The organism is Vibrio tubiashii (genome assembly GCF_028551255.1).
GTDB lineage: Bacteria > Pseudomonadota > Gammaproteobacteria > Enterobacterales > Vibrionaceae > Vibrio > Vibrio tubiashii_B.
This window is the reverse complement of record NZ_CP117030.1, coordinates 1,599,890-1,614,201: the sequence shown is the minus strand read 5'-3', so window position 1 is coordinate 1,614,201 and position 14,312 is coordinate 1,599,890. Positions and strand designations below refer to the sequence as shown.

At 47.4% G+C, this 14,312-nt stretch carries 12 protein-coding genes; 8 read left to right on the top strand and 4 right to left on the bottom strand.

The window, feature by feature from the left end; all coding sequences use genetic code 11:
- Positions 1-106: 106 nt before the first annotated feature.
- Entirely contained in the window at positions 107-1,003 is an 897-nt protein-coding gene (locus LYZ37_RS22745) for a DMT family transporter (protein WP_272787747.1), read from the bottom strand.
- Positions 1,004-1,122: 119 nt separating this feature from the next.
- On the opposite strand from LYZ37_RS22745, the gene LYZ37_RS22740 reads away from it, so the two are divergent.
- On the top strand, positions 1,123-1,605 hold the full coding sequence (locus LYZ37_RS22740; protein ID WP_171320329.1) for a MarR family winged helix-turn-helix transcriptional regulator: 483 nt from the start codon (positions 1,123-1,125) through the stop codon (positions 1,603-1,605).
- 82 nt (positions 1,606-1,687) lie between these two features.
- Here LYZ37_RS22740 and LYZ37_RS22735 read toward each other — a convergent pair whose 3' ends face one another.
- Complete coding sequence (locus tag LYZ37_RS22735; RefSeq protein ID WP_004747389.1) at positions 1,688-2,125, bottom strand: GlcG/HbpS family heme-binding protein; 438 nt, start codon at positions 2,123-2,125, stop codon at positions 1,688-1,690.
- A 56-nt stretch (positions 2,126-2,181) separates the two neighbouring features.
- Positions 2,182-3,810 (bottom strand): malate synthase A, encoded by a 1,629-nt coding sequence (aceB, locus tag LYZ37_RS22730; RefSeq protein ID WP_272787746.1) that lies wholly within the window; start codon positions 3,808-3,810, stop codon positions 2,182-2,184.
- Positions 3,811-4,123: 313 nt separating this feature from the next.
- Between aceB and gcl the strand changes: the two genes are divergently transcribed.
- From gcl to LYZ37_RS22700, 6 genes are all read left to right on the top strand, one after another.
- Positions 4,124-5,899 carry a glyoxylate carboligase gene (gcl, locus tag LYZ37_RS22725; RefSeq protein WP_272787745.1) on the top strand — a complete coding sequence of 592 codons (1,776 nt, stop codon included), beginning with the start codon at positions 4,124-4,126 and terminating at the stop codon, positions 5,897-5,899.
- Between the two features lie 18 nt (positions 5,900-5,917).
- Positions 5,918-6,694: a hydroxypyruvate isomerase gene (gene hyi / locus LYZ37_RS22720; protein WP_239823833.1), complete on the top strand. Its 777-nt coding sequence runs from the start codon at positions 5,918-5,920 to the stop codon at positions 6,692-6,694.
- 50 nt (positions 6,695-6,744) lie between these two features.
- On the top strand, positions 6,745-7,641 hold the full coding sequence (locus LYZ37_RS22715; protein WP_272787744.1) for a 2-hydroxy-3-oxopropionate reductase: 897 nt from the start codon (positions 6,745-6,747) through the stop codon (positions 7,639-7,641).
- 371 nt (positions 7,642-8,012) lie between these two features.
- Positions 8,013-9,155 carry a sugar diacid recognition domain-containing protein gene (locus tag LYZ37_RS22710; RefSeq protein WP_272787743.1) on the top strand — a complete coding sequence of 381 codons (1,143 nt, stop codon included), beginning with the start codon at positions 8,013-8,015 and terminating at the stop codon, positions 9,153-9,155.
- Between the two features lie 138 nt (positions 9,156-9,293).
- Positions 9,294-10,559: a GntP family permease gene (locus LYZ37_RS22705; RefSeq protein ID WP_004412799.1), complete on the top strand. Its 1,266-nt coding sequence runs from the start codon at positions 9,294-9,296 to the stop codon at positions 10,557-10,559.
- 9 nt (positions 10,560-10,568) lie between these two features.
- The gene (locus LYZ37_RS22700; RefSeq protein ID WP_272787742.1) at positions 10,569-11,705 is read left to right on the top strand and encodes a glycerate kinase; all 1,137 of its coding nucleotides are present in this window, start codon (positions 10,569-10,571) and stop codon (positions 11,703-11,705) included.
- Between the two features lie 107 nt (positions 11,706-11,812).
- On the opposite strand, the gene trmY is transcribed toward LYZ37_RS22700, so the two are convergent.
- Entirely contained in the window at positions 11,813-12,412 is a 600-nt protein-coding gene (gene trmY, locus LYZ37_RS22695) for a tRNA (pseudouridine(54)-N(1))-methyltransferase TrmY (RefSeq protein ID WP_171320325.1), read from the bottom strand.
- A gap of 216 nt (positions 12,413-12,628) precedes the next feature.
- Here trmY and LYZ37_RS22690 point away from each other — a divergent pair, with 216 nt between their 5' ends.
- Positions 12,629-14,305 (top strand): amidohydrolase, encoded by a 1,677-nt coding sequence (locus tag LYZ37_RS22690; RefSeq protein WP_272787741.1) that lies wholly within the window; start codon positions 12,629-12,631, stop codon positions 14,303-14,305.
- Positions 14,306-14,312: the final 7 nt, after the last annotated feature.

The window sequence follows — 14,312 nt, the reverse complement described above, 5'->3', positions numbered from 1 at the left end:
CCTTTCTAAAATGAGCTTAGTCAGTATAGCAATCACGTAGGAATCGTTTTAAAAAGTAAAAAGCCGCGCTTAGTGGCGCGGCTATTTGAGAGATAATTTGTGCCTATTAGCTTTGGCACTCAGCGGGCGCTGGCCTGTTTTGTCTTATGGCGAGTATCGCTTGAGGTAACAAAGACATCACAATCATGCCGATCATCAAGCTGTACTGGAATGGGGTAAAGGATTCACCGAGCAAGATAAGTCCAGACACGATACCCGCGATAGGATTGGCGATACCTCCAAAGGTAAAGTCGACCACAGACATACGTTGCAATAGCCACACATACATGCCGTATCCTAGTGCCGTGTTAAGCCCGACAACCCATAACAAACCAGACAGATTGGTCATTGAGAAGTTGTTGAAAATCGCAGCGTATTTTGCCGGTTCCATTGCCCCTTGAACACCTGCGGCGATAGACAGAATCACACCACCGAGGATGAGCTGCCAGGTTAAGACTGTCCACCAGTGCATACGATTGCCGAGTGATTTAGTGATCGAGCTGCCAACCACAATACACATGATCGCCGCGAGCATAGCCCCCAAACCAATCGGATTTAGGCTAATTGAACTTGGGTCAAACAGCATCCAAGCGAGCACGATCAAGGTGGCACCACATACCGACTGGATCAAGCCTGGGCGATGTTTGTTGATTAACCAGTTGTAGAGCATCGCAAATACAGGCACTGAGATCATGCCAACACCAGAAATGGCAGAAGGCAACGTCAGCGCCATGACAAAGATCAGCCCGAAGAAGGTCGCAATATTGATCAAACCTAAGCTAAACAAAATCTGCCAGTCGCCTTTTTTCGGCAGGCTTGGCTTAAATGCCAACAACAGAAGTCCGGCTGGTAGAGCACGGATCGCACCCAGTAATAGGGGAGGCCAGTCCGCAAGTGTGTATTGCGTGACGGCATAAGTGGTTCCCCAAAAGAACGCCGGAATCATGGCAAGTAATATATTCATAACAACTATCTTTACGTTAAGATACTTTTGTGAGGAATGTACGCCTAAAAACGCTGTTTGTAAAGTATCTTTATGTTAAGATATTCAAAACAGCATTTTGTTACTGGAGACAAATATTCATGGACGCTATTGATAGAGTAGTAGACCAGTGGGCTAAGGAAAAGCCAGAGCTAGAAACTGAACCTATGGCGATAATGGGTCGATTGATGCGTATTGCCAAGTATATGGAGACAGAAGTGGCTCAGCTACATAAGCGCTATGACTTGAAACTTGGGGAGTTCGACGTGTTGGCGACTTTGCGTCGTAGTGGTAAACCTTTTCGCCTTACCCCTTCAGAGCTGATTGATTCTATGATGCTGACATCTGGCGCGATGACGAACCGATTAGATAAGCTTGAGTCTAAAGGTTTGATCAGCCGCGAGCACAGTAAAGAAGACCGTCGCAGTGTGACGGTTGAGCTGAGCCAAGATGGTTATGTGCTGATCGACAAAATTATTGAAGAGCACGCCGCAGTACAGGAAAAGCTGGTTAAAGGCATTAATGCTAATCAGAAGAAACAGATGAACACTATCTTGAAAGGCTGGCTCACTCAATACGAGTAATCTCCTCGAAAAGACGAAATAGAAAAACGCCCTCATTTGCGTGTGCAGCTGAGGGCGTTTTGTTTTGCTTTGTTAGTCAGTGCTAAGATACGGCGTCATCACAATAAAGCTGGGCGTGGTCAATTCCCCCGAGTGCGCAGCTTTCATCGATATCAGAGAGATCACCACTGACCCCAACTGCACCGAGAATGTTTTTCTCGGCATCGCGAATGAGCAATCCTCCTGGAACCGGAACCATATTACCGTGTGCGAGAACATTAACAGCGGAGATAAATGCAGGTCGATTGTCAGCATCCTGAGCGAGCTTTCGCGAAGAACACCCGAGCGCTAGTGCGCCCCAAGCTTTAGCAATCGCGATATCTGGTCGCATCATACTAGAACCATCTTGGCGTTGTAGAGAGATGAGTTTCCCTCCACTGTCGAGAACGGCGACCGTGAGCGGTGCGCTTTTGCTCTTTGAACCTGCCTGAAAGGTACCGTCAATGACGGAGAGTGCTTGATCTAGAGTTAAACTTCCCATGTTATCTCCTGTTAATGTTCTACCGCCCTAGCTCGCATAGACGAACTAGGTTGGTATTACGCAGCCCCGTTAAGAAGCTGATAGCTTGGTAAGGTCAGGAAGGTGGCGAACTCTTTCGCTGTTGACAGCTCGAAGAAAAGGTCAGCGGTTTGTTCAAAGCGGCCAGCTGCGAATCGAGCATCGCCCACTTCCTGTTTGATAGTGTTGAGCTCTTGATACAGCCATTGGTGGAAAAGCTCTTTAGTAAAGGTTTGCCCATCATCAAGCTCGACCGAGTGATGAATCCATTGCCAGATATTAGCGCGCGAGATCTCTGCCGTTGCGGCATCTTCCATCAAGCCATAGATCGGCACACAGCCATGGCCTTGAATCCAAGCTTCGATGTAATAAAGCGCAATACGGATATTCTTACGAACGCCAGCTTCATCGCGTGTCCCTTCACACGGCTTTAGCAGCAAATCAGCACCAATTTCATGTGTTGGGCTGACAAAATCGAGTTGGTTTGGCTTTCCGCCAAGATTTTTATCGAATACAGACATTGCCAAATCGACGAGCGCTGGATGTGCAACCCAAGTTCCGTCGTGGCCATTGCGCGATTCACGCTCTTTATCCTCGATCACTTTGGCGGTCACTCGCTCCATCTCTGCAGGATCTTTGGCTGGGATGAAGGCTGACATACCGCCCATTGCCAAGGCGCCACGCTGATGGCAAGTACGTACTAACAGTTGGCTGTAGGCATTAAGGAATTCTTTATCCATCCCAACCACATGTCGGTCTGGAAGAATGCGGTCGGTGTGGTTTTTGAGGGTCTTGATGTAACTGAAGATATAATCCCAGCGGCCGCAGTTCATTGCGACGATATGGTCACGCATGGCGTAAAGCATTTCGTCCATTTGGAATACGGCAGGTAGCGTTTCAATCAGAACGGTCGCACGAATCGTGCCTCGTTCGACACCAAAGTAATCTTCAGTGAAAGAGAAAACGTCATCCCACCATTGTGATTCTTCCATGCTTTCTAGCTTAGGAATGTAGTAGTAAACCCCAAGTCCTTGCTCTGCTCGTGATAGGTAGTTGTGGTAGAAGTAGAGCGCGAAATCCATCAAGCAACCAGGAATGGGTTTATCGTCAAATTGGATCGATTGCTCCGGCAGGTGCAGGCCTCGCGGACGGGCAATCAGTAGGGCTGGGTCATCACTGAGCTGATAATGTTTGTTTTTTGCTTCATCGTGATAACTAATTGTGCGGGCATTGGCATCGCGCAAGTTTATCTGCCCTTGGACCATGTTCTCCCAAGTAGGGGAAGAGGCGTCTTCAAAACAACACATAAAGACCTTAGCACCTGAATTCAGTGCGTTGATCACCATTTTGCGATCAATCGGCCCGGTTATTTCTACTCGACGGTCTAACAGTTCAGGTGGCGGAGTGGCGACTTTCCAGCTCTTGTTGTCACGAATAGATTGTGTATCCGCACGGAAATTCGGTAGTTCGCCAGCATCAAAACGCTTTTGTTGCTCTTCGCGAGCAGCAAGTAGTGCATCTCGGCGTGGAGCAAACTTCTTAATCAGCTTGGTTAAGAATGAGAGCGCTTCTTTGTTAAGGATGGTTTGGTATTCAGGGTTGTCCATGTTACCGACTACGCGCAGACAGGCGGTTTCTTCTCTTTCTGCTACATCGTTCAGACTCATTGTTCGTCTCCTTTAAACAATATCGAATGATTTTGTGTACAAAAATCATGTTGCACGAATACTTATATTTCAATTCATGTAAACAATCAAAGGGTATTTAACATTTATTTTTCATTTGCTCTCTTAGAAAAATATTTTCATGTAAAGATATTTTATATAAAGCAATGATTTCTAGGGTTTTCGGGGTTAGTGTTCGCTTCGAGCAATGGCTCTATGTTGAAAAAATGTTGCATTTAGGGGTTGCCAAATTCTAAATATGATTCATAGTACACAAAGTATCTTTGAATTGTATACAATCGAAATGGAGGTTCGCATGGCAAAGATGAAGGCAATTGAGGCGGCGGTAGAAGTACTTAAGAAGGAAGGTGTAGACATTGCCTTCGGTGTTCCTGGCGCAGCGATTAACCCAATGTACGCGGCAATGAAAAAGCTCGGTGGTATTGATCACGTACTTGCTCGCCATGTGGAAGGTGCTTCGCATATGGCAGAAGGTTACACGCGTACCAATCAAGGTAACATCGGCGTGTGTATCGGCACATCGGGTCCCGCAGGTACCGATATGATCACCGGATTGTATTCTGCATCAGCGGACTCAATTCCAATCCTTTGTATTACAGGGCAAGCGCCACGAGCTCGCCTGCATAAAGAAGATTTCCAAGCAGTAGATATAGAGTCTATTGCCAAACCCGTCACTAAGTGGGCGACAACCGTACTAGAGCCAGCACAGGTGCCACGTGCATTCCAGCAGGCGTTTCACCTAATGCGCTCAGGCAGACCTGGCCCGGTACTGATTGACTTACCGTTAGATGTTCAGCTGACGGAAATCGAGTTTGATATTGATACTTATGAACCGTTAGAGGCATACCAACCAAAAGCAACACGTGCTCAGGTAGAAAAAGCCATCGAAATGATGTGTGAGTCTGCTAACCCAGTGATCGTTTCTGGTGGTGGTGTTATTAATGCGGGAGCTGAAGCGTTACTGCAACAATTCGCTGAAATTACAGGTGTTCCAGTGATTCCAACTCTGATGGGTTGGGGCTCCATCGCGGATGACCATGAACTGATGGCAGGTATGGTTGGTCTGCAAACGGCGCATCGTTACGGCAACGCAACTTTGCTTGAATCCGATTTTGTGTTTGGTATTGGTAACCGATTTGCTAACCGCCACACGGGGTCTTTGGATGTGTATACCAAAGGGCGTAAGTTCGTTCACGTTGATATAGAGCCGACTCAAATTGGGCGTGTGTTCTGTCCGGATCTTGGCATTGTTTCTGATGCCAAAGCAGCACTTGAACTGCTGGTGGAAGTGGCGCGTGAATGGCGTGACGCAGGTAAATTACCAAACCGTAGCGCGTGGGTTGGCGAATGTCAGCAGCGTAAAGCAACGATGTTACGTAAAACTCACTATACCGATGCACCGATTAAACCAATGCGCGTTTATGAAGAGATGAACAAAGCGTTTGGTCGCGATACTTGTTACGTCAGCACGATTGGTCTTTCTCAAATTGCCGCAGCGCAGTTCCTACACGTGTATAAGCCACGTCATTGGATTAACTGTGGTCAAGCTGGCCCGCTAGGTTGGACGACACCTGCCGCACTTGGTGTACGTGCTGCGGATCCTAATCGCGATATCGTTGCGATCTCTGGTGACTACGATTTCCAATTCATGATTGAAGAGCTGGCGGTTGGCGCGCAGTTTAACCTGCCGTATATCCATGTTTTGGTAAACAACTCTTACCTTGGTCTGATTCGCCAAGCGCAGCGTCAGTTCGACATTGATTACTGTGTTCAACTGTCGTTTGAGAACCAGAACGCACCAGAGCTTAACGGCTACGGTGTTGACCATGTGACGGTTGTTGAGGGCTTAGGTTGTAAAGCGATTCGAGTGACTGACCCAGAGCAGATGCAAGAGGCGTTTGCTAAAGCGAAAGAATTAATGAACAAGCACAAGGTGCCTGTTGTGGTTGAAGTGATTCTAGAGCGTGTAACCAACATTGCGATGGGCGTCGAGATTGACTCAATCAATGAGTTCGAAGCCTTGGCAGAAAGCGCTGACGACGCACCAACGGCGTTAATCAACAACAGCTAACAGAATAAGGAAATCAAAATGGCAAAGTTTGCAGCAAATTTATCCATGTTGTTTACCGAACTGGACTTCGAAGATCGCTTTGAGGCCGCAGCAAAGGCGGGTTTTAGTGGTGTAGAGTATTTATTTCCTTACGCCTTAGAAGCCGCTCAAATCAAGGAGAAACTGGATGAAAACCAACTTACCCAAGTGCTGTTCAACCTTCCGGCCGGCGATTGGGAGGCGGGCGAGCGCGGTATCGCGGTGGACCCAAACCGAATTGAAGAGTTCCAAGCAGGCGTCGCCAAGGCTATTGAATACGCCAAAGTATTGGGTAATACCCAAATCAACTGCCTCGCAGGGATCGTTCCACAAGGGGTAAGCCAACATGATGCGCACGCGGCATTTGTTATCAACCTACGTTATGCCGCGCAGGCTCTAAAAGAGGCTGGCATTCGCTTAGTGATTGAAGCCATCAATACGCGTGACATCCCGGGATTCTTCCTCAACACCACTGAGCAGGCGAAAGCGGTGATTAAAGAAGTGGGTAGTGACAACCTGTTCATTCAGTACGACATCTACCACATGCAAATCATGGAAGGGGACCTAGCGCCAACCATGAGTGCCAACATCGACCAAATTGCCCATGTGCAGTTAGCCGACAACCCAGGCAGACATGAACCGGGTACTGGGGAGATTAACTACCCATTCGTCTTGAAACATCTTGATGAGCTTGGTTATCAAGGGTGGGTTGGCTGCGAGTACAAGCCGAAAACCACCACCACTGAAGGCTTAGATTGGATCAACCTATACCGCTAAGTGCGGTCTGTGCCCACCAAAGGGTGGGCTAACGTTACGGAGAACAGAATATGAAAATTGCATTTATTGGTACAGGTATTATGGGCCGCCCAATGGCAGCGAACTTGCAAAAAGCCGGTTATGACATTGTGCTATCTGATCACTTTAATCCCGCGCCAAAAGACTTGGTGGATGCGGGAGCTCAAGTTGTTAACTCTGCGCAAGCAGCCTCTGAAGCAGCAGACGTTATTATCCTTATGGTGCCAAACACACCACAAGTGGAAGATGTGCTATTTGGCGAGAAAGGTGTTGAAGCCGGCCTGAATGCAGGTGGTGCTGAAGGTAAGCTTGTGATCGATATGAGCTCAATCTCACCAATGGCAACCAAAGCGATTGCTGCGCGCATCAATGAAAGTGGTGCAAAGTACCTAGACGCACCAGTATCTGGCGGTGAAGTCGGTGCGGTTAACGCTACGCTAAGCATCATGGTTGGTGGAGCGCAAGAAGCGTTTGATAAAGCTCGCCCTCTATTTGAGGTGATGGGCAAAAACATCACGCTAGTCGGAGAAAACGGTGCGGGCCAAACTTGTAAGGTCGCCAATCAGATTATCGTGGCACTTAACATTGAAGCGGTTTCTGAAGCGCTGGTGTTTGCTTCAAAAGCGGGCGCTGATCCAGCACGTGTGCGCCAAGCGCTGCTTGGTGGGTTTGCAAGTTCTAAGATCTTAGAAGTCCACGGCGAGCGTATGATTGAAGGCACGTTTGACCCTGGTTTCAGAATCTCGTTGCACCAGAAGGACTTAGATCTAGCGCTAACGGGTGCCAAAGAGTTGGAAGTTGCACTGCCTAATACGCAAAATGCGCAAGAGCTGTTTGAAGAGTGTGCGGCTCAAGGCGGACAGGACTGGGATCACTCAGCGCTGATTAAAGCGATTGAGAAGCGCTCAGGACATTCGATTCGAGATTAGGGTCTACTGCCTCTAGTTTCCGTCTGGGATAGCAAGGACTCCTCTCCCTCGCTATCCCATACCAATCACGACAAGCAATTGGTGGTGATTGGTATCTATATATCAATCTTGCTGACTAGCCGTTGTGGGGGAAATCAGTCGGGTTGATATTACTTAAATCGCGTAGTTTTTCGTCTCCTTTTGTACGCGTTCCCGTTGTAAGGCAACAGGTAGAGGCTCATTCGGGCCTCGTCTTAGCAGGCACCTCGCGTGCTTACATCGGGATTTTTTCTTGGTTACTCAGCTGCAGGCACTGTTGGCGCAATAAAAGCGCGGGGGAGTTGTGCTATGTTAGCCCTAGGAAGATTAAGGCTTCGAGTACGAGTAAAGAGATGCAGTTAAATACGTTAATCGCGAGACAAATCGTTGAGCGCGCGACAAAAATTATCCAGTTTCCTGTCAATGTGATGGATGAGAACGGGATAATTATCGGCTCAAGCGATCCAGCGCGATTGCACCGAACCCATGAAGGCGCCTTATTGGCGATACATGACAACCGAACAGTTGAAATTAATCATACGGTTGCCAGTACTCTGATTGGTGTAAAAGAAGGGATTAACTTGCCTATTTTGCATCAAGACAGTGTGATTGGTGTAGTCGGTATTTCGGGGCAGCCTGAAGAGGTCAGACGCTATGGCGAACTGGTTAAGATGACCGCTGAACTCATCGTTGAGCAAGCTGATTTAATGGCTCAGATTCAGTGGAATAAACGTCATAGAGAAGAGCTACTGCTGCAGCTAATACAGGGTTCTACCTTAAATGAAACCCAGCTGCTATCGATAGCAGAACGATTAGATTTGGATTTAGCTCAGCCAAGGATCGCTGCCACAGTTAAGGTGATACCTAAGCAAGGTCAACCTTTGACGTTAGAGCAGTTGCAGAAGCTAGTACATCTGTTGGAGTACCCAGAGCGAGACAACATTGTTGGTATTGTGTCTGTCTCTCAAAACGAAGTTGTCGTGCTCAAGCCAGTGACCTTAGTCGACAATACATGGAGCAAAGCTGAAGAGAAAAAGCGGGTTAAACGCCTGCTTAAGAGGATCGCTCAAGAGGCGGACTTTACGGTCAAAATCGCCATGGGAGAGTATTTCCCCGGCCTTACCGGGTTATCTCGCTCTTATGAAACGGCAAAGGCGACCCTAGCTTGTAGCGATGAAAGCAAAGACGCGATTTTATTTTATCAGGAGCATAAGCTGTCGGTTCTGATTGATAATTTGAAGCAAGATGAGTGGCGTCGCAATCAGATAAGTCACCCGATTGAAGTTTTGCAGCAACATGACAGTAAAGATGTTCTGGTTAAGACGTTAAAAGAATTTTTTGCTCAGGATTGCGATCTGGCTCAAACCTGTGCAGCTCTCCATATTCACCGCAATACATTGCGTTACCGAATAGAAAAGATTGAAGAAGTTACAGATTTAAAAATCAATAAGTTAGACCATAAAGTTCAACTTTATTTAGCCCTAAAATGTGTGTGATTATTTGAAGGTTTTTGTCAATTTGCACAAAAATGTTCGTTTCAGATAATAATAAATCTGTCATTTTGCATAAAGAATTTATTTGTCTCTGCTCTTACTCTTCAGGCAGTTCACAAAATAATCGGAAATAACAACAAAATGATAGAAGTCACTACCCTTGGTGCGTTGACCGCTTTGGTCGTCGCCATTGCCCTTATTTTGAAAAAAGTGCCGCCTGCATACGGCATGATCATTGGTGCCTTAATTGGTGGTGTGGTCGGTGGTGTATCACTGACTGACACGGTTTCACTGATGATTGGTGGTGCGCAAGGTATCGTTACTGCGGTACTCCGTATTCTTGCCGCTGGTGTACTAGCGGGCGTATTGATTGAGTCGGGTGCGGCAACGTCGATTGCCGAAACCATAGTGAAAAAAGTGGGTGAAACACGCGCGCTTCTTGCACTCGCTATCGCGACGATGATTTTGACTGCGGTTGGTGTGTTTGTCGATGTAGCTGTTATTACGGTGGCACCAATTGCACTCGCCATTGCACGCCGCGCTGATATCTCTAAGACCGCAATTTTGCTAGCCATGGTGGGCGGTGGTAAAGCGGGTAATGTGATGTCACCAAACCCGAACGCGATTGCAGCAGCCGACGCGTTTAATGTCCCACTGACATCGGTGATGGCGGCAGGTGTAATTCCTGGTTTGTGCGGCTTGGTATTGGCTTACTTCATTGCGAAAAAGCTTGTAAACAAAGGCTCTAAAGTAGATGCGTGTGAAGTGGTAGAAGTGGATCATTCGCGCCTACCTGCTTTTAAGGCAGCGATTGTTGCACCATTGGTTGCGATTGCACTGCTGTCTCTACGCCCGATAGCTGGTATTAACGTTGACCCATTAATTGCGCTTCCTTTAGGTGGACTTATCGGTGCCGTAGTAATGGGGCGCTTTGCAGATACCAATCACTTCGCTGTTGCCGGTCTTAGCCGTATGGCACCAGTCGCGGTAATGTTGCTTGGTACAGGTACATTGGCGGGCATTATTGCTAACTCTGGCCTTAAAGATGGATTGATTGATGTATTGACGGCATCTGGATTGCCTTCATTCTTACTGGCACCAATTTCAGGTGCAATGATGGCACTGGCAACGGCGTCGACAACGGCGGGTACGGCAGTCGCTTCAAGTGTATTTAGCGGCACAATTTTAGAACTCGGAGTGCCAGCATTAGCAGGCGCTGCAATGATTCATTCGGGAGCGACAGTTCTCGATCACATGCCACATGGCAGCTTCTTCCATGCGACGGGTGGTGCAGTTCACATGGATATTCGCGAACGTCTGAAGTTGATTCCATACGAGTCTGCGGTAGGTCTGATGATCGCCTTCGTCTCGACCATGATGTTCGGTGTGTTTGGTTTATTTGTTTAAGGAATGAAAATGAAGATTGTAATTGCTCCTGATTCGTACAAAGAAAGTTTAACTGCTATGGAAGTGGCGACTGCGATTGAAAACGGCTTTAAAAAAGTAATGCCAGACGCAGAGTTTGTTAAGTTGCCAATGGCTGATGGCGGTGAAGGTACTGTGCAGTCATTAGTTGATGCAACGGGTGGTCGCATTGTCACTGCAACAGTGACAGGACCGTTAGGTCAGCCTGTTGAAGGTTTCTATGGCTTGTTGGGTGATGGCTCAACAGCCGTGATCGAGATGGCTGCGGCATCGGGCTTACATCTTGTTGAACCCGCAAAGCGTAACCCACTGTTAACGACGACCTACGGGACTGGCGAACTGATTAAAGCGGCGCTTGATGCTGGAGTGAAGCATATCATTGTGGGCATTGGTGGCAGTGCGACCAATGATGGTGGTATTGGTATGGCCCAAGCGTTAGGGGCTCGCTTGCAAGACGAACAAGGCGCTGATTTAGCCTATGGGGGTGGAGCGCTTGAAAAACTAGCTAGCATTGATTTGTCTGGTCTAGATAGTCGCCTAACTGATGTTAAGCTAGAAGTGGCGTGTGATGTTGACAATCCACTGTGTGGCCCGAAAGGTGCGTCTCATATCTTTGGCCCGCAAAAAGGCGCAACACCTGAAATGGTAGAGCAGCTAGATAGTAACCTAGCTCACTACGCTGAGGTGATTCGCCAAACTAACGGTAAAGAAGTGATAGACCAAGCTGGCGCAGGTGCTGCGGGTGGTCTTGGTGCTGCTCTACTTGGTCTGTTTGATGCGAGCCTACGCCCAGGTATCAGCATTGTTATGGATGCAGTCAATCTGGCCGAAGTGGTAAAAGATGCGGACTTGGTGATTACTGGTGAAGGTCGTATCGATAGCCAAACCATTCATGGTAAAACACCAATCGGTGTCGCTCGCACTGCCAAACAGTACGACTTGCCTGTGATTGGTATTGCTGGAAGTATCGCGCAAGATTGCCACGTTGTGCATGAGCACGGCATTGATGCAGTCTACAGTGTAGTACTCGGTGCAACCGATCTGCCGACTGCACTTAAAGAAGCGGCATTCAATGTCGAGATGACCTCACGCAACGTTGCCGCTGCACTGGCAATGACGCTTAAATAACTTCCCTTTACACTGTAAACGGCCGCTAGTTAGCGGCCGTTTTTGTATTAAAGAAGTTAGAGCTATCGAGGCGTTTAGTACCTATATATGAACTTTAACTAACTGCGTTATCCGCGTCGATCAAACTCATTATGAATAAGTACGATACATTGAGACGCAAACAGCATTTGAGGCCCAAGGCTGACCTTTTGCGTGCCTAAACGCTTAAGACTGTTCCAACTCTTTTTCGGCATTGGAATGTGGTCGGTTAGGATAAAACAAGCATTGCCATCAAACGGCTCGTCACGAATGTCCGTGCCTTTTTTATCAAGTAAGTAAAGCGTATAGTCTTCTGCCAAGCGCTGAACCAGTTTTTCAAAGCTGATGGTTTCGACACTTAAGCCGCCTGCCACATTGCGCAGCTCTTCTTTTTTCATGCCGACAGAGTGCTCCAATGCTTTTGCAATTAAAGCGATTAACGCCGATTCATGAAAGCCACCAATGTTGGAAAGCTGAGAGGACTCAAAGCATAGAGTGCGCGAAAAGTCCGCGGTACTTTCAATGACCAGATAGACCTTCACGTCATCTCGATGAGATTGAGCAGTGAAAATCGCATTCATCAATACATGAGCAAGAATTTCGGAATGAGCGTCGCCACCGACTCCCTCAACGAAAACCTTATGGTCAGTTGAAGCTGCGCGGGCACGGATTACAAAGGCTTTATTCATAGATAACCATTAGAGCGAAAATTGCCCCTTATATTAACGATGTACAACGCCCTGTCTATTTGCATTTTGAATTATTTGCATCCGTGGGTTGGTTTGTTGCTATCCCAATTCTCTGATAGTGACTATTTTTCTATTCATTGAGTCACTTGTTAGGCTATGCGTATTCACTCCCCCTATACTGAGAAGCGTTAGGGAAGAATAAAAAGGAACAAGCCAATGAAACGAGCTTTCACTCTGACATTACTCGCGAGCTTATCAATGAGTACACATACTTTTGCAGCAGACAGTGCGGATATGGTGTTAACCAACGCCAAGATTTATGGTCACCAAACGGCAGATTCGATAGCCATCGCCAACGGAAAAATTCTTTATATTGGCCAAAGCGCTGAATCAGATAAATTCACCAATCGTTATACCGAAGTGCTCGACTTAGAAGGCGCTTATGTAATGCCTGGTTTTGTCGATAATCATAACCATGTCTTTGAAGCAGCATCAGAGGCGGGCGGGCAATGCGAAGTGAGCATGGATGCAGGGCTAGAGGAGCAAATCCAATACCTTAAGGCGTGTCGCAAAGACGCGACCAAGAGGGAGTGGGTGATGGGCTACGGCTTTTCAATTGAAGCACTTCTTGCTGAAGACAATGAGAGAACTCCACTTGAAGTGATCGATTCCGTTTTCCCAGATCAGCCTGTCATTATTATGGAGCAAACCTCTCACTCTATGTGGGTTAACTCGGTGGCTCTAGAGCTTGCTGGTATCACTAAAAGCTCACCTGAGCCACAAGGCGGAAAGATCCTAAAGGATGAGTACACCGGTGAGCTCAATGGCATTTTGTTTGATAATGCGGGCGATATCGTGATGGAAATGGCTTGGAACAGCTTAGAAGAGCAGTTTGATCAAAGCTATGAAGGGCTTATGGCAGGGCTAGAAGAGGCGCGAGCTCATGGTATTACTACGATTGGTGATGGTCGCTTATATTGGAAGCGCGGATGGTATGACGTATGGCAAGAAGCAGAAAAGCGCGGGGATCTCACGGCGCGTGTTTCGCTTAGGCCTTGGATTTACCCAACGGACAGTATGCAGCCTCAGTTATCGTTCTTAAGCGAGATATACTCAGCAGATACGTCAGGGTTGTTGCTGGTTGATCAAGTCAAAATGTACAGCGATGGTATTTTGGTTAATGGTACCGCCAAGACGCTCGCACCTTATCTTGATACCTATATTCCAGATGAACCGTATGGCATCAACTATATTCCACCACAAGCGATGGAGACGTGGTTAAAAGCCCTAGACAAAATCGGCTATGGCGCTCATATCCATGCGATTGGTGATGGAGCGATTCGCGAGTCGTTGAACGCGATCGAAGCAATGCGCGGCCAAGGTGGCGATAAAGATTACACCTTAACTCACGTTGAGTTAGTCAATTCTAAAGATGTGCCACGTTTTGCTAAATTAGATGTGACTGCAGACTTCCAAGTCGGCTCTGATTACGTCGCTTACCACGATCATCAGTGGGCAGAAGCCTTCTTAGGTGCTAAACGCACAAGAGCCTTGATGAACCTAAAAGCTATCTTCGATACAGGTGCTAACGTATCATTAAGCAGTGACTGGAACGTTCACGACATCAACCCTCTGGTGGGGATCGCTAACAGTGTGATTATGGGAAAAACAGGTTTACCGAGCGTTAAAGACGCCATAGAGGCCTATACGATTAATGCCGCTGCTAGTCTAGGTATTGATGAGGTAACGGGCTCGATTGAGCTAGGTAAGTCGGCTGATTTTGCCGTGCTTTCTCATGACATTACCCAACTTTCACCAGAAAAGATAAAAGCCACTGATATTTGGATGACGATCCTAAAAGGTAAGATAGTGTTTGATTTAGAGCAGCAGTAACCACTCG

Bases quoted from the DNA above. Each gene is read 5' to 3' on its own strand.
- LYZ37_RS22745 (WP_272787747.1), bottom strand. From the start codon at position 1,003: ATGAATATATTACTTGCCATGATTCCGGCGTTCTTTTGGGGAACCACT.
- aceB (WP_272787746.1), bottom strand. From the start codon at position 3,810: ATGAGTCTGAACGATGTAGCAGAAAGAGAAGAAACCGCCTGTCTGCGC.
- hyi (WP_239823833.1), top strand. From the start codon at position 5,918: ATGGCAAAGTTTGCAGCAAATTTATCCATGTTGTTTACCGAACTGGAC.
- trmY (WP_171320325.1), bottom strand. From the start codon at position 12,412: ATGAATAAAGCCTTTGTAATCCGTGCCCGCGCAGCTTCAACTGACCAT.
- LYZ37_RS22700 (WP_272787742.1), top strand. From the start codon at position 10,569: ATGAAGATTGTAATTGCTCCTGATTCGTACAAAGAAAGTTTAACTGCT.
- LYZ37_RS22735 (WP_004747389.1), bottom strand. From the start codon at position 2,125: ATGGGAAGTTTAACTCTAGATCAAGCACTCTCCGTCATTGACGGTACC.
- LYZ37_RS22715 (WP_272787744.1), top strand. From the start codon at position 6,745: ATGAAAATTGCATTTATTGGTACAGGTATTATGGGCCGCCCAATGGCA.
- LYZ37_RS22690 (WP_272787741.1), top strand. From the start codon at position 12,629: ATGAAACGAGCTTTCACTCTGACATTACTCGCGAGCTTATCAATGAGT.
- LYZ37_RS22705 (WP_004412799.1), top strand. From the start codon at position 9,294: ATGATAGAAGTCACTACCCTTGGTGCGTTGACCGCTTTGGTCGTCGCC.
- LYZ37_RS22710 (WP_272787743.1), top strand. From the start codon at position 8,013: ATGCAGTTAAATACGTTAATCGCGAGACAAATCGTTGAGCGCGCGACA.
- LYZ37_RS22740 (WP_171320329.1), top strand. From the start codon at position 1,123: ATGGACGCTATTGATAGAGTAGTAGACCAGTGGGCTAAGGAAAAGCCA.
- gcl (WP_272787745.1), top strand. From the start codon at position 4,124: ATGGCAAAGATGAAGGCAATTGAGGCGGCGGTAGAAGTACTTAAGAAG.